At 73.1% G+C, this 21,341-nt stretch carries 21 protein-coding genes and 1 riboswitch; of the genes, 13 read left to right on the top strand and 8 right to left on the bottom strand.

Translation table 11 applies throughout. The annotated features are described in order from the left end of the window. Positions 1-16: 16 nt before the first annotated feature. The gene (locus tag Microterr_RS14070) at positions 17-607 is read right to left on the bottom strand and encodes an HhH-GPD-type base excision DNA repair protein (RefSeq protein ID WP_263797232.1); all 591 of its coding nucleotides are present in this window, start codon (positions 605-607) and stop codon (positions 17-19) included. Between the two features lie 35 nt (positions 608-642). Between Microterr_RS14070 and hemG the strand changes: the two genes are divergently transcribed. The 7 genes from hemG to Microterr_RS14035 all read left to right on the top strand — a co-directional run bounded on the left by hemG (position 643) and on the right by Microterr_RS14035 (position 5,999). Beyond that, positions 643-2,106 (top strand): protoporphyrinogen oxidase, encoded by a 1,464-nt coding sequence (gene hemG / locus Microterr_RS14065; RefSeq protein ID WP_263797234.1) that lies wholly within the window; start codon positions 643-645, stop codon positions 2,104-2,106. Between the two features lie 110 nt (positions 2,107-2,216). After that, the gene (locus Microterr_RS14060; protein WP_263797235.1) at positions 2,217-2,624 is read left to right on the top strand and encodes a hypothetical protein; all 408 of its coding nucleotides are present in this window, start codon (positions 2,217-2,219) and stop codon (positions 2,622-2,624) included. Position 2,625: 1 nt separating this feature from the next. Further along, complete coding sequence (locus Microterr_RS14055; protein WP_263797237.1) at positions 2,626-3,027, top strand: phage holin family protein; 402 nt, start codon at positions 2,626-2,628, stop codon at positions 3,025-3,027. Then, positions 3,017-3,298 carry a hypothetical protein gene (locus Microterr_RS14050; RefSeq protein ID WP_263797238.1) on the top strand — a complete coding sequence of 94 codons (282 nt, stop codon included), beginning with the start codon at positions 3,017-3,019 and terminating at the stop codon, positions 3,296-3,298. Before Microterr_RS14055 ends, Microterr_RS14050 begins: the two co-directional genes overlap by 11 nt. Before the next feature lie 175 nt (positions 3,299-3,473). Continuing rightward, on the top strand, positions 3,474-4,274 hold the full coding sequence (locus Microterr_RS14045; protein WP_263797239.1) for a uroporphyrinogen-III synthase: 801 nt from the start codon (positions 3,474-3,476) through the stop codon (positions 4,272-4,274). Continuing rightward, positions 4,271-5,254 carry a 2-phospho-L-lactate transferase gene (cofD, locus tag Microterr_RS14040; protein ID WP_318528819.1) on the top strand — a complete coding sequence of 328 codons (984 nt, stop codon included), beginning with the start codon at positions 4,271-4,273 and terminating at the stop codon, positions 5,252-5,254. The genes Microterr_RS14045 and cofD overlap by 4 nt, the downstream gene beginning before the upstream one ends. Before the next feature lies 1 nt (position 5,255). Then, entirely contained in the window at positions 5,256-5,999 is a 744-nt protein-coding gene (locus tag Microterr_RS14035; protein ID WP_263797240.1) for a sulfite exporter TauE/SafE family protein, read from the top strand. Positions 6,000-6,202: 203 nt separating this feature from the next. On the opposite strand, the gene cofC is transcribed toward Microterr_RS14035, so the two are convergent. The 4 genes from cofC to cofG are packed head-to-tail and all read right to left on the bottom strand — an operon-like array spanning position 6,203 to position 11,764. Then, positions 6,203-6,862: a 2-phospho-L-lactate guanylyltransferase gene (gene cofC, locus Microterr_RS14030; protein ID WP_263797241.1), complete on the bottom strand. Its 660-nt coding sequence runs from the start codon at positions 6,860-6,862 to the stop codon at positions 6,203-6,205. Continuing rightward, the gene (gene fgd / locus Microterr_RS14025) at positions 6,859-7,881 is read right to left on the bottom strand and encodes a glucose-6-phosphate dehydrogenase (coenzyme-F420) (RefSeq protein WP_263797243.1); all 1,023 of its coding nucleotides are present in this window, start codon (positions 7,879-7,881) and stop codon (positions 6,859-6,861) included. The genes cofC and fgd overlap by 4 nt, the downstream gene beginning before the upstream one ends. Continuing rightward, positions 7,878-9,362, bottom strand: a complete 1,485-nt coding sequence (locus Microterr_RS14020; protein ID WP_263797245.1) for a flavin-containing monooxygenase — start codon at positions 9,360-9,362, stop codon at positions 7,878-7,880. The genes fgd and Microterr_RS14020 overlap by 4 nt, the downstream gene beginning before the upstream one ends. After that, positions 9,359-11,764 carry a 7,8-didemethyl-8-hydroxy-5-deazariboflavin synthase CofG gene (gene cofG, locus Microterr_RS14015; protein WP_263797247.1) on the bottom strand — a complete coding sequence of 802 codons (2,406 nt, stop codon included), beginning with the start codon at positions 11,762-11,764 and terminating at the stop codon, positions 9,359-9,361. Before cofG ends, Microterr_RS14020 begins: the two co-directional genes overlap by 4 nt. Before the next feature lie 104 nt (positions 11,765-11,868). Between cofG and Microterr_RS14010 the strand changes: the two genes are divergently transcribed. Then, the gene (locus Microterr_RS14010) at positions 11,869-12,312 is read left to right on the top strand and encodes a hypothetical protein (RefSeq protein ID WP_263797248.1); all 444 of its coding nucleotides are present in this window, start codon (positions 11,869-11,871) and stop codon (positions 12,310-12,312) included. A 2-nt stretch (positions 12,313-12,314) separates the two neighbouring features. Here the strand turns inward: Microterr_RS14010 and Microterr_RS14005 are convergent, their stop codons facing one another. Both Microterr_RS14005 and Microterr_RS14000 read right to left on the bottom strand, forming a co-directional pair. Further along, complete coding sequence (locus Microterr_RS14005) at positions 12,315-13,142, bottom strand: ABC transporter permease (protein ID WP_263797250.1); 828 nt, start codon at positions 13,140-13,142, stop codon at positions 12,315-12,317. Further along, positions 13,139-14,572, bottom strand: coding sequence for an ATP-binding cassette domain-containing protein (locus Microterr_RS14000; RefSeq protein WP_263797252.1), 1,434 nt, complete (start codon positions 14,570-14,572; stop codon positions 13,139-13,141). Before Microterr_RS14000 ends, Microterr_RS14005 begins: the two co-directional genes overlap by 4 nt. Before the next feature lie 104 nt (positions 14,573-14,676). Between Microterr_RS14000 and Microterr_RS13995 the strand changes: the two genes are divergently transcribed. Continuing rightward, on the top strand, positions 14,677-15,753 hold the full coding sequence (locus Microterr_RS13995; RefSeq protein ID WP_263797254.1) for an enoyl-CoA hydratase/isomerase family protein: 1,077 nt from the start codon (positions 14,677-14,679) through the stop codon (positions 15,751-15,753). Between the two features lie 2 nt (positions 15,754-15,755). Further along, positions 15,756-16,679, top strand: coding sequence for a J domain-containing protein (locus Microterr_RS13990; RefSeq protein ID WP_263797256.1), 924 nt, complete (start codon positions 15,756-15,758; stop codon positions 16,677-16,679). Between the two features lie 18 nt (positions 16,680-16,697). Here the strand turns inward: Microterr_RS13990 and Microterr_RS13985 are convergent, their stop codons facing one another. Continuing rightward, positions 16,698-18,242: a D-alanyl-D-alanine carboxypeptidase family protein gene (locus Microterr_RS13985; RefSeq protein ID WP_263797259.1), complete on the bottom strand. Its 1,545-nt coding sequence runs from the start codon at positions 18,240-18,242 to the stop codon at positions 16,698-16,700. 37 nt (positions 18,243-18,279) lie between these two features. Next, positions 18,280-18,389, top strand: a riboswitch (TPP riboswitch). Between Microterr_RS13985 and Microterr_RS13980 the strand changes: the two genes are divergently transcribed. The 3 genes from Microterr_RS13980 (at position 18,382) to Microterr_RS13970 (ending at position 21,285) form a co-directional block, all read left to right on the top strand. After that, entirely contained in the window at positions 18,382-19,011 is a 630-nt protein-coding gene (locus Microterr_RS13980) for an ECF transporter S component (RefSeq protein ID WP_263797261.1), read from the top strand. (Overlaps the previous riboswitch by 8 nt.) A gap of 7 nt (positions 19,012-19,018) precedes the next feature. Beyond that, the gene (locus Microterr_RS13975; RefSeq protein WP_263797263.1) at positions 19,019-20,500 is read left to right on the top strand and encodes an ABC transporter ATP-binding protein; all 1,482 of its coding nucleotides are present in this window, start codon (positions 19,019-19,021) and stop codon (positions 20,498-20,500) included. Then, positions 20,497-21,285, top strand: coding sequence for an energy-coupling factor transporter transmembrane component T family protein (locus tag Microterr_RS13970; RefSeq protein WP_263797264.1), 789 nt, complete (start codon positions 20,497-20,499; stop codon positions 21,283-21,285). Before Microterr_RS13975 ends, Microterr_RS13970 begins: the two co-directional genes overlap by 4 nt. Positions 21,286-21,341: the final 56 nt, after the last annotated feature.

Here is a 21,341-nt window from a genome sequence, read left to right as displayed (position 1 = left end):
TAGAACCGGGGCGGGCTCAGACGCCGCCGTTGCCGGCCTTCGCCGATGCGGCGGCGGCCTTCGCCGCGCGCTTGTGCTCGCGGACTTTCGTCAGCGACTCGGGCGACACGATGTCGGCCACGCTGCGGAACGACCCGCCCTCGCCGTACGGAGCGGATGCCGCCTGCCACCCTGCGCCGTCGTACCCGTACTGCTTGCCGAGCAGCGCGAGGAAGATCTTCGCCTTCTGCTCGCCGAACCCGGGGAGAGCCTTCAGCCGCTTCAGCACGGTGGCGCCGTCGGGGTCGCCGGTCGTCCAGATCGCCGCCGCGTCGCCGCCCCACTCGTTGACGACGGCCTCGCACAGCGACTGCACCCGCGCAGCCATCGACCCGGGGAAGCGGTGGACGGCCGGCGTCTGCTGGAACACCGCGACGAACGCTTCCGGGTCGTACCCCGCGAGGGCAACGGCGTCGACCGATCCGGTGCGCTGCGCGATCTTGAGGGGCCCGGCGAACGCGGTCTCCATCGCCACCTGCTGGTCGAGCAGCATCCCGATCAGGAGCGCGAGCGGGTCATCGGTGAGGAGGCGGTCGGCGTCGTCATCTCCGGTGATGTGCAGGCTCATGCGTCCATCGTCGCACTTCGGGGGAGAATCGGAGGGTGACCGATCCCGCTGACCCCGACCTGCTCGATCGCGCCCACCACGCGCACGTCATCGTGATCGGCGGGGGCGCCGCGGGGCTCGTGGCCGCGCTGCAGTGCGCCAAGGTCGGCATCGCGGTGACGCTGCTGGAGGCGGGCGACCGGCTCGGCGGCGCGATCCGCTCCGCCGACGTGGCCGGCCTCACCGTCGACGTGGGGGCCGAGAGCTACGCCACCCGCGGCGGGCACGTCCGCGCGCTGATCGACGAGCTCGGCCTGGCCGACGCGGTCGTGCGCCCGGCCGGGGGCCGCCCGTGGGTGCACGGGCTGCCGGGCGCCGCGCCGCTGCCGGTGGGTGGGCTGCTCGGGATCCCCGAGAACCCGTGGGATCCGGATGTCCGCCGGGTGATCGGCTGGAGCGGGGTCTGGCGCGCCTACCTCGACCGGGTGCGGCCGCCGATGACCATCGGCCACGAGCGGAGCCTCGGAGCCCTCGTCCGCTCACGGATGGGCGAGAAGGTGCTCGAGCGCCTCGTCGCCCCCGTCGTCGGCGGCGTCTACTCGGCCCGCCCGGACGACATCGACGTCGAGGTCGCCGCACCGGGCCTCAGCGCCGCGCTCACCCGCACCGGGTCGCTCGCCGGCGCGGTGGCCACGCTGCGCTCGCAGCGCGACCCGGCCGCGGCGCCCGGCTCCGCGGTGGAGGGGCTCGCGGGCGGCATGTCGCGCCTGGTCGACGCGCTCGCCGAGCGCCTCGCCGAGCTCGGCGTCGAGGTTCGGACGGACGTCCGTGCGACCGTCGTCGCCACGGCGGGCGCCCGCTGGCGTGTAGAGGTGGCGGACGCGGACCCGCTGGACGCCGACGCCGTGATCGTCGCGACCGACGAGAGCACCGCGCGGGACCTGCTCGGCGGGGCGCTTCCCGCGCTCGCCGCGGAGCAGGCGGTGCAGCCGCACGTGGATGTCGTGACGCTGGTGCTCGATGCGCCCGCCCTGGACGCCGCCCCCCGAGGGACCGGGGTGCTCGCCGTCCCCGGTCGGACGGTCGCGAAGGCCCTCACCCACGCCACCGCCAAGTGGGCGTGGCTGGGCGAGGCCGCACGCGCGCAGGCCACGCACCGCCACGTGGTCAGGGTGTCGTTCGGCACGCAGGACGAGGCGCCCGCCACGGCGACCCTCGACGAGGCGGATGCTGCCGCCCTCGCGCTGGGCGAAGCATCCGCTCTTCTCGGGGTCCCGCTCGAGCCCGGCCAGCTCGTCGCCGCCCATATCGAGCGGTACGCGCAGAGCCAGCCCGCCTCCGTCATCGGGCACGCCGACCGGGTGTCGCGCGCGCGCCTCGCGTTGAGGCGCGTCCGCGGGCTCGGCGCGACCGGCGCGTGGCTGTCCGGCACGGGTCTGGCACAGGTCGTCCCCGACGCGATCGACGAGGCCGAGCGCGTGCGCCGAGGGCTGCTCTGGGCCGAGGACGCCACGGCCTGAACCACGTCTTCGCCTGCGTGTCAACCGCGGATGCCGATTTCGGCATACCGGTCTACTGTGGGAGACCAGACGACGCAACAGCCAGGTACAACCACGTGAGGAGACCCCACATGAGGGGCAAAGTCGGAATCGTGATCGGGCTCGCCGCGGGCTACGTGCTGGGTTCACGCGCGGGGCGCGAACGCTACGAGCAGATCAAGGAGCAGGCGCTGAAGGTGTGGAACCTGGCGCCGGTGCAGGAGCAGGTCGCCAAGGCGAAGGACTTCGCCGCGTCCAGCGCGATGGCGCTTCCCAACACGCTGTGGGACACCGCGGTCAAGGTGACGAAGGCTGCGACCTCGTCGAAGGGCACGCCCGGTCAGAAGCTCGACGCGGCGGTCCGCGCGGGCAAGGCGTCGGTGGACGATGTCGCCCAGGCGGCCGACACCACGGCCGACGCCGTGAAGGATGCGGCAGAAGACGCCATCGATTCGGTGGCGAAGGCCGCGAAGTCGACGCGCAAGCCATCGGGGAGCTGACGTGACGACCCCCCGAGGTTTTCGCGATCGGGCGGACGACAGCCTCTTCACCCTGATCGGCGAGGTGCCCGAGCTGCTGCGCAACCTCGTCATCGCCGAGGTGAACGCCGCCAAGGCGTGGGTGGGACGCACGTCGAAGGACGCCGGCATCGGCGCGCTGTGGTTCTTCGCCGCGCTCTTCGTGCTGTTCTGGTCGATCCCTGCGCTCGGCACGTGGGCGATCGCCGGCCTCTCGAGCTGGTGGCCGGTGTGGCTGTCGGCGCTCGTGGTCTTCTTCGCGATGCTGCTGGTCGCCGTCGTGTTCGCGCTCATCGGCATGCACTGGTTCCGCAAGCTCAAGAACAGGCAGAACCCGATCCAGTCGATCGCCCAGGATGTGAAGGAAGTGCGCGATGAGTTCTGAGGCGCCCGTGCCCACCCCCCGCACCGCCGTGCCCTACGGCATCACCGACCCGGTCGAGCGGGCCAGGGCCGAATTGAAGGCGGCTCTGGCCGCCATCGAGGTGAAGGGCAACCTTCCCCGTCGTGCGAGCGATGCCACCGAGCGTGGCGTCGACCGGGTGCGCGCCTACCAGCGGAAGAACCCGGCTGGGGTCGCCGCCGGGGTGGTCGCCGTGGCAGCCGGAGTCGGAGCCCTGGTGTGGTGGGCGGTCAAGGCCTTCACCGACGACTGAGCGGTCGCGCGCTCTCATCTGCTCCCGGCCTTTTCCCAGGGAGGGGTATGCTCGGGATACTGGCAGTGCAATGGTGCGGATGCTGCCGGCGGCGCCAACCCGATCAGCATCGGGTGTCCATGCGCCTGTCGGCTGCTCTCTACTCGGGGCGGCCGAAAAGCACCACGAGAGTCCCATGAGCGAAGCACTGCAGCAGATTCCCGAAAAGCCCCTGGCGGGCTGGCGCGTCCTCGTGCCGCGCGGCGGCCCGTGGGGCGACAGCGTCGCGGCCAGCCTGCGCCGTCAGGGCGCCGTGCCCGTCGTCGCGCCGCTCATCAACTTCGCGCCCAGCAACGACCAGCCCACGCTCGAGCAGGCGATCGCCGACCTCGCCGCCGGCGCCTTCGACTGGCTCACCGTCACCAGTGCGACCACCGTGGACGTGCTGTACGCCTACCGCGCCACGATCCCCGCCAACACCAAGGTCGCCGCCGTCGGCGAGACCACGGCGGCCGCGCTCGCGGCGGTCGGGTACCGGGTCGATCTCGTCCCGGAGCAGGACAACTCCGCCGCCGGCATGGCCGAGCAGATGATCGCGCTCGAGCCGGAGCCGCGCGACATCCTCACGCTGCGCAGCGAGATCGCCAAGCCCGTCCTCACCCGCATGCTCGCGGACGCCGGTCACCGGGTGCGCAGCGTCGTCGCCTACCGCACGGTCGGCGTGCCGGTCACCGACCGCATCGCCGCCGACGTCCGCAGCGGCAGGATCAACGCCATCCTCGTGACCAGCGGATCGGTGGCCGAGCAGGTGTCCCTGCAGTTCCCCGACGTGCCCGAATCCACCGTGATCGCCGCGATCGGCCCGCGCACCGCCAAGGACGCGAAGCGTGCGGGGCTCTTGGTCGACGTCGTCGCCGAGAAGCAGACGGTGGATGCGCTCATCGACGCCGTGCGCGGCTTCCCGCTGCCGCACGCCGCCGACGAATTCGCGCTGTGACCCCGCGGGTCGTCGTCCTCGCCGGCGGCGTGGGCGGGTCGCGGTTCACCCTCGGCGTGCGCGCCGCCCTCGCCGCCCGCGGCGAGGAGGAGGCCGGGGCCGCAGCATCCCTCACCGTGGTGGTCAACACCGGCGACGACCTCTGGCTGTCCGGCGTGCGACTGCAGCCGGACGTCGATTCGATCCTGTACGCCCTGGCGGGCGAGAACGACACGGTGCGGGGGTGGGGTCGCGCGGGCGACACCGAGCGCGTCAACCACGAGCTGCAGGCGTGGGGCGCGGGGTGGCCGTGGTTCACCCTCGGCGACCTCGACCTCGGCACGCACCTCGCCCGCACCGGCTGGCTGCGCGACGGACTCACCCCCACCCAGGTGATCGAGCGCCTGTCCGCGCGCTGGCCGCTCGGCGCGCGACTGCTGCCGATGACCGACGCCGAGGTCGACACCCACGTCGTGCTCGCCGGCGGCGAGCGGATGCACTTCCAGGAGTGGTGGACCCGGCACAGGGCCGCCCTCGCACCTGAGCGGTTCGAGAACCCCGGCATCGGCGACGCCGCTCCCGCACCCGGCGTGGTGGAGGCGATCGCGGAGGCCGACGTCGTGCTGATCGCGCCATCCAACCCGGTCGTCTCGATCGGGCCCATCCTGGCCGTACCCGGGATCCGCGACGCGCTGCGCGCGACCGCCGCCCCGGTCGTCGGGGTGTCCCCGATCATCGGCGGCGCCGTCGTGCGCGGGATGGCCGACGTCTGCCTCACCGCCATCGGCGTGCGCACGGCCGCCGACGCGGTCGCGGCGCACTACGGCGCGCGCTCGCACGGGGGCGTGCTGGATGCGTGGCTGGTGGCGGAAGAGGATGCGGAGCTGTCCGCATCCGTCGACGCGCTCGGCGTGCGCGCACACGTGCGACCGCTGTGGATGACGGATGCTGCGGCCTCGCGCGCGCTGGCCGAGGCGGCGCTGTCCGCAGCCGCGGTCTGACATGCCGGACCTCGCAGCGTGGGCGTGGGTGCTGCTCGCCGTCGGCTCCGTCGTCATCGGCGTCTCGAAGACGGCCCTGCCCGGCGGCGGCACGGTCGCCGTCGCGATCTTCGCCGCCGTGCTGCCCGCGCGGGAGTCGACGGGCACGATCCTGCTGCTGCTGCTCGTCGCGGACCTGTTCGCCATCACGACCTACCGGCGGCACGTGAACTGGCGGGCACTGCTGCGATTGGCGCCCGCGGTCGTCGTCGGGCTCGCGCTCGGCATCGCGTTCCTGTTCGTCGCAGACGACGAGCTCGTGCGGCGCGTGATCGGGGGCGTGCTGATCGCGGTGGTGGTCTTCACCCTCGCGCGGAGGTGGCTGCGGCACAGCGTGGAGGAAGGCGGGTCCCACCGCGTCGCCGCCGTCGCCTACGGAACCCTGGGCGGCTTCACGACGATGGTGGCGAACGCCGCCGGCCCGGTGATGTCGATGTACTTCCTGGCTGCGCGGTTCCCGGTCAAGGAGTTCCTGGGCACCGCCGCGTGGTTCTTCTTCCTCGTCAACCTCAGCAAGGTGCCGTTCTCGGCGGGACTCGGGATCATCACCGTTCCGGGGATGCTCATCGACCTCGTCCTCGTGCCCGCGGTCGTGGCCGGGGCGCTGCTCGGCCGCTGGATCGCGAACCGCATCGACCAGGTTCTGTTCGAGCGGCTCGTCATCGTCCTGACCCTGGTCGGCGCGATCTACCTGATCCTGGGCTGACACAGGCCCCCTGGCCACCTCGCCGCCCCCCGGAGTGCGGTGTGCGGCCCGCACCGCCCTGCTCCTGAGCCCGACTCCGTTCGCTCACCTGTCGCAGAGTGCGGGTCTGGATGCAGATTGCGACAGGTGAGCGGAGGGACGGGGGATGCCGCTGCACGCCTCAGGGCCCGGGTCCGGGGGCCTCAGGAACCGGGCCCCGGGGCTCAGGGGAGCAGCGCGGCGGTGCGGGGGCCGAGGCCGAGCGCCCAGGCCTCGGCGAGCTGCGCGGCGGTGTCGACGTCGCGGCGCAGCGTCGACGCATCCGGGAGGTCGAGGGCGACGAAGCCGAGGTCGAGGTGCCGGACGAACGAGCCGTCGCCGAAGGACGAGCGCCACGGCACGCCGGCCGCGGAGGTGAGGAGGGTCGAGCCGGTGCCCTCGGCATCCGCCACCACGGTCCGGTCATGTGCCGTGGCCGCGCGCAGCGCCGCCGCCAGGTCATCCGGTCGCAGCGCGGGAAGGTCGCCGAGCAGCGCCGCTCTCGGTCGCTCACCGGCGGCCGCGATGCCGACCGCGACCGCCGCGTCGAGGCGGCTGCCGCCGTCCGCGCGCGCCGTGGCCGCGGCGAGCGGCACCGAACCGTCCGGCTCGGTCTCACTCACGAACCGCAGTCCCGGGATGCCCGCCGCCTGCAGTGGCAGCGCCGCGTCGTCGGAGACGACGATCACCTGGCCCACCTCGTCGCACGCCGTGGCCGCGGCGATCGTGTCGAGCGCGATGGCCCGGGCCAGCGCGACCCGGTCGATGCCGGGGACCTCGAGCCGGGTCTTGCCGGCCGCCGCCGGCTTGACCGGTACGACGACGACCCAGTCGCCCCCGCTCACGCGCCGTACCGCGCGCGCAGGCGCGGCAGGATCTCCTTGCCGTACATCCGCAGGAACGCGCCCTGGTCGTGCCCGGGGTCGTGGAACACCAGGTGACGGAAGCCCAGCTCGATGTACCAGCTGATGCGCTCCACGTGCTCGTCGGGGTCCTCCGACACGATGAACCGCGACGCGGCACGCTCGATGGGGAGCTCCTCACCGAGCCGCTGCATCTCGATGGGGTCGTCGACGCCCATCTTCTCGTCGGGGCTCAGCGCGAGCGGTGCCCAGAATCGGGTCTTCTCCTGCGCGTCGGCGATCGTGCGGTCGAGCGAGACCTTCACTTCGATGAGCGTGTCGATGGCATCGGCCGGCCGGTCGGCCTTCTGCAGCCCCTCGTGCAGCGCGGGCAGCAGCGTGTCGGTGTACAGCTCGCGCTTCTTGCCGCTGGTGGTGATGAACCCGTCCGCGATGCGCCCGGCCAGTCGCGTCGCGGCGGGGCCGGCGGCGCCGATGTAGATCGGGACCGGGGCGTCCATCTTGTCGTAGATCGTGATGTTGCGCGCCTGGTAGTAGGTGCCGTCGAAGTTCACCCGGTCTTCCGACCAGAGCCGGCGGATGAGGCCGATCGCCTCCTTCAGCCGCTGGAACCGCTCGGGCGGGTCGGGCCAGGCGATGCCGAGGTTGGCCTCGTTGAGCGCCTCGCCGGTGCCGACCCCGAGGATCACCCGCCCCGGGTACATCACCCCGAGCGTCGCGAAGTCCTGCGCGACCACGGTGGGGTTGTAGCGGAAGGTGGGGGTCAGCACCGAGGTGCCGATGAGCACCTTCGACGTGCGGGCGCCGAGCGCGCCGAGCCAGGGGACGGATGCGGGGGCATGACCGCCCTCGTGGAGCCACGGCTGCAGGTGGTCGGAGATGAAGACGGAGTCGAACCCGACCTCCTCAGCGAGGATCGCGTAGTCGAGCAGCTCGGTGGGACCGAACTGCTCGGCCGACGCCTTGTAGCCGAACCGCAGGGGGACAGCGTGATCGGTCATGGGATGCCTCCGAGCGTCGCGGGCGTGGGGGTGGAGAGGAATTCGGCGCCGTCGGCGGCTGCGAGGCGCGCGCGGAACGCGTCGACGGTGCCGGGCCAGAGCAGCGCGAGGCGGCCGGATCGCTCGTCGACGTACCAGTTGTGGCAGCCGCCGGCGATCCAGGGAGTGGATGCTGCGGCGACCGCGATCTCGTCGGTGTAGGCCTGCTCGGCTTCCGGGCGGACGCGGCGGACCGGCATCCCCTCCTGGTCGCCGTGGGCCAGCGCCCGCACGACGTAGGACGCCTGCTCCTCCATCATGAGCACGGACGAGCTGTGCCCGAGCGAGGCGTTCGGGCCGTTCAGCACGAACATGTTCGGGAACCCGGCGACCACGGTGGAGGCGAACGACGTCATGCCGGTCGACCAGTGGTCGGCGAGGGTCTGCGCCTCACCGTGCACGAGATCGGCGTAGGGCTGCCGGGTCGACGCGAAGCCGGTGGCGAGCACGACCGCATCGACCTCGTGGCGGGTCCCGTTCGCGGCGACGAGCGTGCGACCCTCGACCGCGGTCAGCGCGTGCGGCTCGAGTGTCACGGCGGTGGACGCGACGGCGGGGTAGAAGGCGTCCGAGAGGAGGACGCGCTTGCAGCCGAAGGCGTAGTCGGGGGTGAGTGCGGCGCGCAGCGCCGGGTCCTCGACCTGCGCGTGCAGGTGCGCGAGTGCCACCGCCCGCGCGTCGGCCGCGGCGACCGGGTCGCCCGAGCGCGACGCGAACCGGGCCTCGCCCTCGGCGTACAGATCTGCGCGCAGCGCGGCCAGTACAGCCGGGTCGGCGGCGAACCCCGCACGATCGGCGTCGGAGTAGGCCACGGCTCCGCGCGGCACGATCCAGGCCGGTGTCCGCTGGAACAGCGTCACGTGTCCGGCCGTGCGGGCGAGCTCGGGCACGAGCTGCACGGCGCTCGCGCCGGTGCCCACGACCGCGACCCGCGCTCCGCGGAGGTCGGCGTCCTGGTCCCACCGCGCGGAGTGGAACAGCGGCCCGGGGAAGGTCTCCAGTCCGGAGATCTCGGGGATCTGCGGCTCGGTCAGCCGGCCGCAGGCGAGCACCAGCGTCTCCGCGGTGAGCGCGCCGTCGGGGGTGTCGAGCTGCCAGGCCGCGGCGGCAGCATCCCATCGCGCCTGCAGCAGCGGGGTGCTCAGGCGCAGCCGCCCGCCGAGGCCGGCGCCGGCGGCGACGTCCTGCAGGTAGCGGTGGATCTCGTCCCCGCGCGCGTAGAGGCCGGACCAGTGCGGGTGCGGGTGCGTGGCGAAGCCGTACAGGTGGCTCGGCACGTCGCAGGCGACGCCGGGGTAGACGTTCTCGCGCCATGTGCCGCCGACGGATGCTGCCCGCTCCAGCACGACGAACGACTCGCGGCCGGCGCGCTGGAGCGCCAGTGCCATGCCGATGCCGGCGAACCCGGCACCGACGATCGCGACCTCGACGCGCCCGGTCATGAGGCCGTCCCGAGCGTGCGGTAGTCGGTCGAGCGCAGCCGGAACGGCCGGAACATCCTGGTGGCGAGGGCGGCGGCATCGCGCACGGGCAGTTCGAGACCGTGCTCGATCCCGGCCTCGGGCTTGACGCGGCCGTCGAGCAGCGTGCCGCCGAGGTCGTCGCCGCCCGCGCGCAGCAGCGCAGCCGCGGCGGGCAGCCCCACCCGCGTCCAGGGGATCTGGATGTGCGGGATGCTGCCGCTCAGCAGCAGCCGCGAGACCGCGACCATCGCGCGGTGCTCGTCGAGCGGCGCACGCCCGGTGACGAGGGGGACACCGCCGGCGGGGCCGGGCAGGGGGATGGGGACGAACTCGGTGAAGCCTCCGGTCGCCGACTGGATCTCGCGGAGCCCGCGCAGGTGCGCGATGCGCTCGGCGGCGGTCTCGACGTGGCCGTAGAACAGCACGCTCGTCGAGCGGAGACCGGCCAGGTGCGCGGCCGTGATGCCCTCGACCCAGCGGTCGATCTCGAGGTCGCCCGGAGCGACGAGCGCGCGCACCCGCTCGCTGAGCACCTTCAGGCCGGTGCCGGGGACGGTGTCGACGCCGGCCGCGCGCAGGGCGCCGAGCGCGCCGTCGAGGCCGAGACCGCCGCGGTCGGCGAGATCGCGCACGTCCTGCGGGCGGTAGGCGTGGAGGTGCAGGCTCGGTGCAGCCGCCCGTGCGGACCGGATGATGTCGAGGTAGGCGTCCGGGTCCTCGTCCGGCGGGAGGAGCCCCTGCACGCAGAGCTCCGTGGCGCCGAGGTCGGCGGCGTCGCGGGCGATGGCGGCGACCTCGCCGAGGGTGAACGTCGCGGGGTCGGCTTCCGGGGTGCTGCGGAACCCGCTGGAGGTGAGGTTGCGGTTGACCACGAGGCTGATCGCCTCGCCGACGGTGTAGCGGCGCACATCGTCGGCGGTGGCCGTGAGCGCGTCGAGATCGGCGCCGGTCGCCTCGAGCAGGGCGACCCATTCGGCGTCGTCGAGGCTGCCAGGGTCTGCTGCCGCCCGCTCGGCGAGGGAGGGGAGGTGTGCGCTGAGCTCGCGGCGTTTCGTCTCCTCGCTGCGCTCGTCGCTCAACGGGCCGGGAGTGGTGTCCCCCTGCGGCTCGTTGAGCGAGCGGAGCGAGACGAAACGTGCCGACCGGCCTTCGGCCGCGAGGCCCGTCGCGGGGTCGGCCAGCGCGGCGACCGGGCTGTGCAGGTCCTCGTCGATCCAGGTGCCGGCATCGGCGATGTACTCGGGGTGCGCGGTGAGCCGCTCGCGCAGCTCGAAGCCGAGTGCCGCGGTGCGCGCGGCGAGGTCATCCAGCTGCGGCCACGGGCGCTCCGGGTTGACGTGGTCGGCCGTCAGGGGAGACACCCCGCCCCAGTCGTCCGCCCCCGCCCGCACCAGCAGGTCGAGCTCGGCCGGGTCGGACAGGTTCGGCGGCACCTGGATCCGCATCCGCGGCCCCATCACGAGACGCGCTGTCGCGACCGCCGCGACGTATTCGATCACCGTGGCGTCGGGCGCACCCTGCATCGCGGTCTTCGGCTTCGCACGGAAGTTCTGCACGATGATCTCCTGCAGGTGACCGTGGCGCTCGTGCGCGTCGCGCAGCGCGACGAGGGACTCGGCCCGGTCGCGCAGCGTCTCGCCGATGCCCACGAGCACTCCCGTCGTGAACGGGATGCGCAGGCGCCCCGCATCCTCGAGCACCTGCAGCCGGACGGCGGGATCCTTGTCGGGCGATCCGTGGTGCACCTGACCCGGCTCCTCGAACAGCCGCCGCGACGTGGTCTCGAGCATCATGCCCATCGACGGCGCCGTCGGCCGCAGGACGGCGAGCTCGTCGGCCGACATGACCCCCGGGTTCAGGTGGGCGAGCAGTCCGGTCTCCGCGGTGATGAGCCGCGCGATGGCACCGACGTATTCGAGCGTCGAGGCGTAGCCGTGCTCGTCGAGCCAGGCGCGCGCCTCGGGCCAGCGCTCCTCCGGACGGTCGCCGAGCGTGAGCAGCACCTCCTTGCACCCCATCGCCTCGCCCTGCCGCACGACGGCGAGCACCTGCTCGGGCGACATGTACGCGGGCTTCTGCTTCTTCAGCAGCTGCCCGGGGGTGTCGACGAACACGCAGTAGTGGCAGCGGTCGCGGCACAGGGTCGTCAGGGGCACGAACACCTTGCGCGAGTAGGTCATCACGCCGGGCCGGCCGGCGGCGGCCAGACCGGCGTCGCGCACGGCGGCGGCGGCGCGCAGCATCCGATCGAGATCGGATCCGGATGCTGTCAGCAGTGCTTCCGCGTCGTCGACGCCGAGGCGCTCGCCGGACTCGGCGCGGGCGAGCGCCGCGTCGACAGCGTGCGCGTCGACGGCCTGCGCCGGTTCGAGCAGAGTCATCGCTCCAGTCTTGCACCGTGTGCGATGCCGGGGCCGCGTCGATCGTTGTCGGTCTGTGAGCAAAACCCCCTGCGCTCGCCGGGCGCCGCTGGCAGACTGAGGGCATGGTGACCCTCCTGCTCGACTCGACGCAGCTGGAGATCGCGCTGTCGGCCACCGAGCGGGTGCTCGCATTCCATCGCGGGAATATCGTCATCGATCGCTCGACCATCACCAAGGTCCAGCTCACCGATGACGGGTGGACCTGGCTGCGCGGAGTCCCGAGCCCCGGCACGCACCTGCGCGGCATCGTCGCGATGGGCACGTGGAAGTCGGCGGGCGGAGACGACTTCGCGATCATCCGTCGCCACCGCCCCGGGGTCGTGATCGATCTCGACGGGACCGGAGACCTGAACCGCGTCATCCTCACGACGCGTCATGGACTCGCGCTCGTCACCGCCCTGCGGCTGGACGTGCCGGAGGAGGCCGCGGATGTCGCCGACATCGCCGCGGCCCAGCGGAAGCCGTCGAAGCCGCGCGTCATCGCGCCCCGACCGGCGACCGCCTAGCCTCAGCTGACGTCGCGGCGCCAGCTGGTCAGGTGCCCGAGCACCAGGAAGACCACGGCGTACCCGAGCAGCACCAGGCCGCCGACCCACCATTCCAGCGGCTCTTCGACGGCCGCCCCGCCGGTGGGTCCGGCAGTGGCGAAGACGCTCGCGCCGACGAGCGCGTCGCTGACCGCGCCGGGCAGGTACCGGGTCACGGCCGTGATGCTCTCGGCGAAGGCCGCGGCGGTCCGGGCGATCGGCTCGAGGAACTGGGTGAACACCAGCACGCCGACGATCGCTCCGACCTGATTGCGGACGAGTGCGCCGACGCCGATGCCGACGAGCACCCACAGCACGAAGGCGAGGACCATCCGCCCGAGCATCGCCCAGATGTCGGGATCGTCGAGGGCGGTGTCGTGGCCGAAGGCCGCGAGCAGCCCTGCCCCCGGACCGACCGAGGCGATCACGCCGATCACTCCGAAGAGCACGCCCATCGCGGCGCCGACCAGCACCTTCGCCGACAGGACCACGCCGCGGCGCGGCACCGCGAGGAACGTCGGGGTGAGCGTCTTGTGGCGGAACTCGGTCGTCACCATGAAGGTGCCCACGAGCAGCGGGAAGACGTATCCGACGGCGGTGGCGAGGCTGTAGAGGATCGCGGGAAGCCCGTCCGCGGGGATCTGCGGGGCGTTGCCCGGCAGATCGCCCGCGGCGGATGCCGAGAGCACGAACCCGAGGACGGCGGCCGTGAAGGCGATGTAGACAAGGAGCACCAGCGCGAGCACCCACCACATGGAGGTGGTGAACTGCTTCGTCAGCTCGGAGCGTCCGGCGGTCGCGAGGCTCATCGCTGCTCACCTTCCTCGCGGTCGGCGGCTTCGTCTGCGGCCACCCGGGCTGCGCGTGCGGCGTCCTCGTCGAACGACGAGAAGAAGCGGTCGGCCTCGACGTCCGACTCCGTCTTCTCGTGCGACTCCCACGGTCGGTCGAGCGGTTCGGCCTCCTCGACCTCCTCCGCCTCGTCGACGTCCTCCGACTCCTCGCCACCAGGCTCCGGCTCGGGCGCGACGTCCGCTTCCGGTTCCGGTTCCGGCTCGACCGCGATCTCGGGCTCGGGCTCCGGCTCGGGCGCTTCCGCCTCGGGCTCGAGAATCTCGACCTCGGGTTCGGCAACCTCGGGCTCGGCAGCCTCGGGCTCGGCAGCCTCGGGCTCGGCAGCCTCGGGCTCGGGCACCTCCGCCTCCGTCTCCGGCTCCGGCTCCGGCTCGTGAGTCTCCGGCTCGGCAACCCCCGGCTCGGGCTCGGCAACCTCGGCCTCGTCCACGGCGGGCTCCGGCTCCACGGCCGGGGCCGCAGCATCCCCGCCGCTCGTCGCGCTCGGATGCACGCGCACCCCGCTGACGAGCTCGAAGAAGACCTCCTCCAGTGCCGGACCTCGGCGCTGCAGGGCGGAGAGGGCGATGCCCGCCTGCGCGGCGACCGCGCCGATCTCGGCGGCGCCCGATCCGCGCACCGACAGCCCCGTGCGCAGCACGTCGAAGCTCGCACCGTGTGCGGTGAGCGCCTGCATGAGCGCGTCGCGGTCGGGGGCGTCGACGACCGTCGTGTACTCGGTCGGATCGGCGAGATCCTCCAGCGCGCCCTGGTAAACGAGCCGGCCACGCGAGATGATCAGGGCCGCATCCACCGTCTGCTGCACCTCGGCGAGCAGGTGCGACGACACGAAGACCGTCCGGCCCTCGGCGGCGAGCAGGCGGAGGAATCCGCGGATCCAGGTGATGCCCTCGGGGTCGAGCCCGTTCGTGGGCTCGTCCAGCACGAGCACACCGGGGTCGCCGAGCAGGGCGAAGGCGAGCCCGAGACGCTGGCGCATGCCGAGCGAGTAGCCGCCGACCTTGCGTCCGGCGGCGTCGGCCAGACCGACGAGGCCCAGCACCTCGTCGACGCGCGAGACGGGCAGCCCGGCGGCGTGCGCGTACACCTTGAGGTGGTTCGCCCCGCTGCGGCCGGGGTGGAAGCTCGACGACTCGAGCACGGCGCCGACGCTCTGCAGCGGATGCTGAAGCTTCGCGTACGGCACGCCGCCGATGGTCGCGGTGCCCCCGGTGGCGCGGACGAGGCCGAGGAGGATGCGCATCGTCGTGGTCTTGCCTGCGCCGTTCGGCCCCAGGAAGCCGGTGACGACCCCCGGCTCCACGCGCGCCGAGAAATCCGAGACCGCGGCCACCGCGCCGAAGCGCTTGGTCACGCCGGTGAACTCCAGCACACCGTCAGACATCACGGACCTCTCTCCATCGCGAGTCGTTCCTCCCATCCTGGCGGAAAACCGCGTCCGACCCGCGGTCATCCATCCCGTTCGTTTCGGACGGTAACGTTGCCCGCGTGACCGAGCCCGAACCTCACCCTGCCGCTGAGCCGCGCGTCCTCGTGCGCCGCGAGAGCGGGCTGGGGCACCTCACCCTCAACCGGCCTCGAGCGATCAACGCCCTCGACCTCGGCATGATCGAGCAGCTGTCGGCGGCGCTGGACGAGTGGGAGCACGACGCGGACATCGAGGTGGTGCTGCTGGACGGCGCCGGTGACCGCGGGCTGTGCGCCGGGGGCGACGTCCGCGGCCTCTACGACCAGATCGTGGGCGGCGACGCGGAGGATGTCGGGGTGTTCTTCCGGGCTGAATACGCGCTCAACGCGCGCATCGGCGCGTACCCGAAGCCGATGGTGGTGATCGCCGACGGGATCACGATGGGCGGAGGCATCGGGCTGGCCGGCCACGCCGCCGTCCGGGTCGCGACGGAGCGGTCCCGCCTCGCGATGCCGGAGACCCGCATCGGCTTCACGCCCGACGTCGGGGGCACGTGGCTGCTGGGCCGCGCTCCCGGCCGGATCGGCGAGTACCTCGGGCTCACCGGCGCGACGATGGATGCGTCCGACGCCGTGTACGCCGGCTTCGCCGACCACGTCGTCCCGGCGGACCGGCTCGAGGGGCTGCGCGACGCCCTCGAGACGCGCGCCGATCCGTCCACGCCGAACGAGCTCGTCCTCCTGTTCGACGAAACGCCGCCGCCGCCGGCGCTCGCCGCGGCACGGCCCTGGATCGACGACGCCTTCTCGGCCGACACCGTGGCGGACATCGTCGACCGCCTGCGCGCCCGCCCCGAGCCGGAGGCGCACGCCACCGCGGACCTGCTCGGCGAGCTCGCGCCCACCGGGCTCGCCGTGACCCTCGCGGCGGTCCGCGCCGCCCGCGCCCTGCCCGACCTGCGTGCCGCGCTGGCGCAGGAGTACGGCCTCGTGATGTGGTTCGCGCACACCCAGCCCGACCTCGTCGAGGGCATCCGCGCCCAGCTGGTCGACAAGGACCGCTCGCCACGGTGGCAGCCGGCGAGCGTGGCCGAGCTGCCCGCGGGGCTTGCCGCATCCGCTCTCTCGTTCGTCCCGCAGACGCCGCTCTGGGGGTAGGCGTGTTCGACAGCCCGCTCTCCGCGTCGGCGTACGACGTGCTCGAGGTCGCCCCGGACGTCGACGACGACGCGCTGCGCAAGGCGTACCGCCTGCGCCAGCGCCAGACCCACCCCGACACCGGCGGGGATGCGGCGGTGTTCATCCAGGTGCAGCGGGCGTGGGAGCTCGTCGGCACCCCCGAATCGCGCGCCGCCTACGACCGCGGCCACGGCTTCGCCGACGCTCCTGCACCCGAATGGTCCGGGTGGCGCGCCCCCGCGCCGCGCGCGGACACGCGCCCACGCGCCCGCTCGCACGGGCACCCGGGCGGCTGGCGACGTGAGCGGTACCTCACGCTGATCCGCGAGTGGGCGGGCCGCGGCGTCGAGCTCCCCGACCCGTACGATCCTGCGCTGGTCCGGTCCGCTCCCGTGGCGCTGAGGCGGATGCTCGCCGACGCGCTCGCCGAGGAGGCGACGGCGCGGGTGGTCGCCGATCTGGGCATCGGCTACACGGTCTGGCACGACGTCGCCGGGCCTCGGGATCCCGCCCCCGACAGCAAGCTCGACCACATCGTGCTCGGCCCGAGCGGCCTCTACGGGGTGCTGTCGGAGGACTTCGGCGGCCCCGTGCGCGTGCGGCGCGGCGACCTCATCGGCGAGGGGGTCGACGGCGCCCCGGTGGCGACCCTCGTGGCGCGGATGCGGGCGATGGCGCGCGCGGCGGGCGTGCGCTTCAGCGGGGCCATCGTCGTGCTCCCCGACGAGGACGTGCCCGAGCCGATCCAGGAGATCGGGAAGGTGCGGGGCACCCCCGTCGTGATCACCTCGCGCAGCGCCCTGTCGACCGTGCTGCGCCGGGGGATCACGGGTGCCCGGTCGATCGGCGGCAACGAGCTGTTCGACGCCCGGACGCGACTGCAGCAGACGGTGCGATTCGTCTGACCCCGATCCGGGGCCGGATCAGCCGGTGATGCCCCAGAGCAGGAGCGGGTGCGTGAGGCGCCACCATCCGTCCGGCCCCTCGACGTCGTCGGCGAGCACGAGGTCGACCGTGGTCGAGTTCAGGGGGCCGACCACCGACATCGTCCCGACGACATCGCCCTCGGCATCGGCATCGCCCAGTTCCATCGTCGGCGCGACGGTCGCGCTCTCGCCGTTCCACAGGATGGCCGTGCCGTCCGTCGCCGTGATCACGTCGACCTCCTCGCCCCACGCGGTCTCCACCGCGCCGGCGACGGTGCCGGCGGGCACGGCCCTGCGCGAGACGAGCTCCGCCTGCACGCTGTCGTACAGCTCGCGCGAGGTGTCGAAGCGGGAGTCCTCGTCCGGCTGGCCGAGCACCGCGGCGTACATCCGCACGGGCGTCGTGCCGACGACGATCTCCTCCGCGGAGAGCAGGTTGAAGGAATCGAGCCATCCGGTCTTGATGCCCAGCACGCCGGGGTCGGCGAGCAGCTCGTTGGTGTTCTCGACCACGCCGGCCCCGGGAAGCGTGACCTCCTCGGTGCCGACGATCCCCGCGATCACCGGGTCTTCCATGGCGATCTCGCCGAGGCGGACGAGGGATGCGGCGTCCGCCGTGTTGCCGGCGTCGATTCCGGTCGGGTCGGTCACCGTGACCCCGTCGACGTCGTGATCGGCCAGCCAAGCGTTCGCGGCTGTCACGAACTCCGCATCGGAGTCCCAGTACTCGGCCGCGAGCCGGTGCGCGTAGTTGTTCGCCGAGCCGATCAGCATCCCCTCGAGCATCTGGAACTGGCTGAGGGTGCCGCCCACGGGCACGTCGAGCGCGGACTCGCCGCGGTAGCGGTAGCTCCAGTAGTCCTGGCTGTCGGCCCAGGTGAAGGTGAAGGCGTCGCCCTCGTCGCCCGGCTGCAGCGGAGCCGCCTCCTGGACGAGCAGCGCGGTGACGACCTTGGTGATGCTCGCGATCGAGCGGACATCCGTCGACGAGCTGAGCACCTCGTCGGTGCCCTCGACCTGGAGCGCGGCCGTGCCGTCCTCCGGCCACGCGACCACCGCGGGCGGGGCGGGCACGGTGGCGACCTCGACCGCCGCGGCCGTCGGGGCGACCGCGTCGAGCGGCCAGAGCAGGGTCGATGCGGCGTAGGTTCCGGCCAGGACGACGACGATCGAGAGCGGGAGCAGGATGCGGCGCGCCCAGGACGAGCGCCCGCCATCCTGCTCGGCGAGCAGATCGGCCGTGACCGGGACGTACGGGTAGGCGGCGGCGGCGACCTCGGCGTCGGTGAGCGGCCGCTGGACGGCGGCCTCGTCGACCCAGGACAGCGCGACCGGATGAGGGTCGCGAGCCGGTGCGGGTGCGGCGGCGCGTGCCGGTGCGGCGGGTGCCGGTGCCGGCGCCTCTTCTTCGGCGCGCTGCTCGCCGAAAAGGGTGCCCAGATCGATGGTCTCGGGGTCGGCGTCGGCGAGCACCGGTTCGACGGACTCCGCGTCGCCGTGCTCCCGCAGCGCGCGTCGCGTCGGCGGCTCGTCGGATGTCACCTGCCCAAATTACCGTGTGCGGGGCGGGCTATACTCAACGCGAAACCACGGGAGTCCGGTGAGCCGGGCTGAGAGGAAGCGATCCACGCTTCGACCGTCGAACCTGATCCGGATCATGCCGGCGCAGGGAGGAGTGAATATGCACGTGTCCACATCCACGTCGCCACGGGGCGCAGCCACCGCCGATCGCTTCCGCTGGCGGGTCGTCGACATCGTCGTCGCCAGCGTCATCGGCGTCGCATCCGGGCTGATCTTCCTGTTCTGGAACGTCGCGTACATCGGCCCGAAGAGCCTGCTGGAGCCGCTCCTGCCCGGACTGCAGGGCCTGCTCGACGGGCCGTGGCTGTTCGCCGGGGTGCTCGGCGCGCTCATCATCCGCAAGCCGGGCGCCGCGGTCTACACCGAGACCCTCGCGGCGGTCGTGTCAGCCCTGGTGGGCAACTCCTGGGGCGGGTTCCTCACCATCGAGGCCGGTCTCGTGCAGGGGCTCGGCGCCGAGCTGGTGTTCCTGATCTTCCTGTACGCGCGGTGGAGCCTTCCGATCGCGATGCTGGCCGGCGTGGGCGCGGCGCTCGCAGGCGGGATCAACAACCTCGTCCTCTGGTACGCCGGCGCCGACACCGCCTTCACGGTGATCTACCTCGTGAGCACCGCGATCTCGGGCGCGCTGATCGCCGGGGCGCTGTCCTGGCTGCTCGCGCGAGGTCTCGCCGCCACGGGCGCGCTCGACCGCTTCGCGTCGGGCCGCGCCGCACGCGTGCGTGTCTGATTCGCCGGTGCCGGCCCCCGCCGCGGTCGACGCCCGCGGCTGGGGCTGGCGCCATGCCAGCCGGAAGGCGTGGGCGGTGCAGGATGCCACCTTCCGCATCGAGCCGGGCGAGCGGGTGCTGCTGCTCGGCGCTTCCGGATCGGGCAAATCGACCCTCCTGCACGGGCTGGCCGGTGTGCTCGGCGGCGCGGAGGAGGGTGAGGCGGTCGGTGAGCTGATCGTCGGCGGGGTGCCCGCGTCCGCCGCGCGCGGACGGGCCGGCCTCGTGCTGCAGGACCCCGACGCCCAGGTGATCCTCGCCCGCGTGGGCGACGACGCGGCGTTCGGGTGCGAGAACCTCGGCGTGCCGCGCGCGCAGATCTGGCCGCGGGTGCGGGAGGCTCTCGACGCCGTCGGCCTCGACGTGCCGCTGGACCGCCCGACGAAGGAGCTGTCCGGCGGGCAGAAGCAGCGGCTCGCACTCGCCGGCGCGCTCGCGATGCACCCCGGCCTGCTGCTCCTCGACGAGCCCACGGCGAACCTCGACCCCGAGGGTGTCGTCGAGGTCCGCGACGCGGTCGCCCGGCTGCTCGAGAGGCGGGCCACCACGCTCGTGGTCGTGGAGCACCGGATCGACGTGTGGCTGCCGCTCGTCGACAGGGTCATCGTGCTCGGCGGTGCGGGTTCCGGCGCCGCGTCGGCGGTGGTCGCCGACGGCAGCCCCGCCGAGGTGCTCGGCCGTGAAGGCCGGCGGCTCGCGGCGCAGGGTGTCTGGGTCCCCGGCTTCCCGCCGCCGACGCCTCCCGCCCCGGCCAGGGCGCCCGGTCAGGTGCTGCTGCAGGCCCGGTCGCTCGCGGTCGAGCGCGTCCGGGGCCGTGCGGTGGCCTCCGGCATCGACCTCGACGTGCGTGCAGGAGAGGCCCTGGCGATCACCGGGCCCAACGGGGCGGGGAAGTCGACGCTCGGACTGACCCTCGCCGGACTGCTGGCGGCAGCATCCGGAGATCTCACGGCCACCGAGCCGCTCGCGGTCGGTGCAGGGCGCACGCCGATCCGCTGGGCGTCGCGCCAGCTGCTCACCCGTCTGGGGATGGTCTTCCAGGAGCCGGAGCACCAGCTGCTCGGGCGCACCGTGCGCGATGAGCTCGAGGTCGGACCCCGCGCGCTGGGCCTGGACGACGGCGAGATGCGGCGGCGCGTCGACGATCTGCTCGAGCGACTGCGCCTCGACCGGCTCGCCCTGGCCAACCCCTACACGCTGTCGGGTGGTGAGAAGCGCCGGCTGACCGTCGCGGCGGCGCTCGCCACCCGCCCGAGGGTGCTGATCCTCGACGAGCCCACGTTCGGGCAGGATGCCCGCACCTGGGCCGAGCTCGTCGCGATGCTCGCCGCTCTGCGCGACGGTCAGGACGACGCCGACGGCACCGCCATCGTCGCCATCACCCACGATCTCGACGTCGCCGCGGCCCTCCACGCCCGTCGCTTCGAAATGGCGGGGGTGCCGGTGTGACCCTGCTCGACGCGCACGCCCGCACAGGGCGGGTCGCACGGATCAACCCGGTCGCGAAGCTCGGTGCCACCGCCGTGCTCACGCTCCCTCTCGTGCTCACCCTCGACGCGGTGTCCGCCGCCACGGCGCTCGCGCTCGAGCTGATGCTGTTCCCCTTCGCCGGTCTGGGCTGGCGCGAGTTCTGGGCGCGCACCTGGATCGTCTGGCTGCTCGCGCCGCTCACCGCGCTGACCATCGCGCTGTACGGCGAGCCCAGCGGCACCGTCTACGTCGACTGGCTGCTCGTCCACGTCAGCGAGGGCTCGCTGCAGCTGGCGCTGGCCACGATGCTGCGCGTGCTGGCGATCGCGCTGCCCTCGGTGGTGCTGTTCGCGACCGTTGATCCGACCGACCTCGCCGACGGGCTGGGCCAGGTGCTGCGCCTGCCCGCGCGCTTCGTGATGGGCGGCCTCGCGGCCCTCCGGATGGTCGGGCTCTTCGTCGACGACTGGCGCGCACTCGAACTCGCCCGACGTGCGCGAGGAGTGGCCGACCGGGGCCGGCTGCGGCGCTTCCTCGGCATGGCCTTCGCCCTGCTGGTGCTCTCCATCCGGCGCGGATCGAAGCTGTCGACGGCCATGGAGGCGCGCGGATTCGGCGCTCCGGTCGTGCGGACGTGGGCGCGTCCGTCGCCTTTCGGTGCGGCGGAATGGATGCTGATCGCCCTCGGCGCTGCGATCGCCGCGGCTGCGGTGGCCGCAGCAGTGTGGGCCGGCAGCTGGAACTTCATCCTCGGCCCGAGCTGACCCGCACTATCGCGCACCGTGCCGCGGTGCCACAATGTGCCCAACGAGGCTGTGGG

The sequence above is a fragment of the Microbacterium terricola genome (genome assembly GCF_027943945.1).
Lineage (GTDB): Bacteria > Actinomycetota > Actinomycetes > Actinomycetales > Microbacteriaceae > Microbacterium > Microbacterium terricola.
The sequence above is the reverse complement of the archived record's forward strand: the minus strand, read 5'-3'. Positions and strand labels throughout refer to the sequence as shown.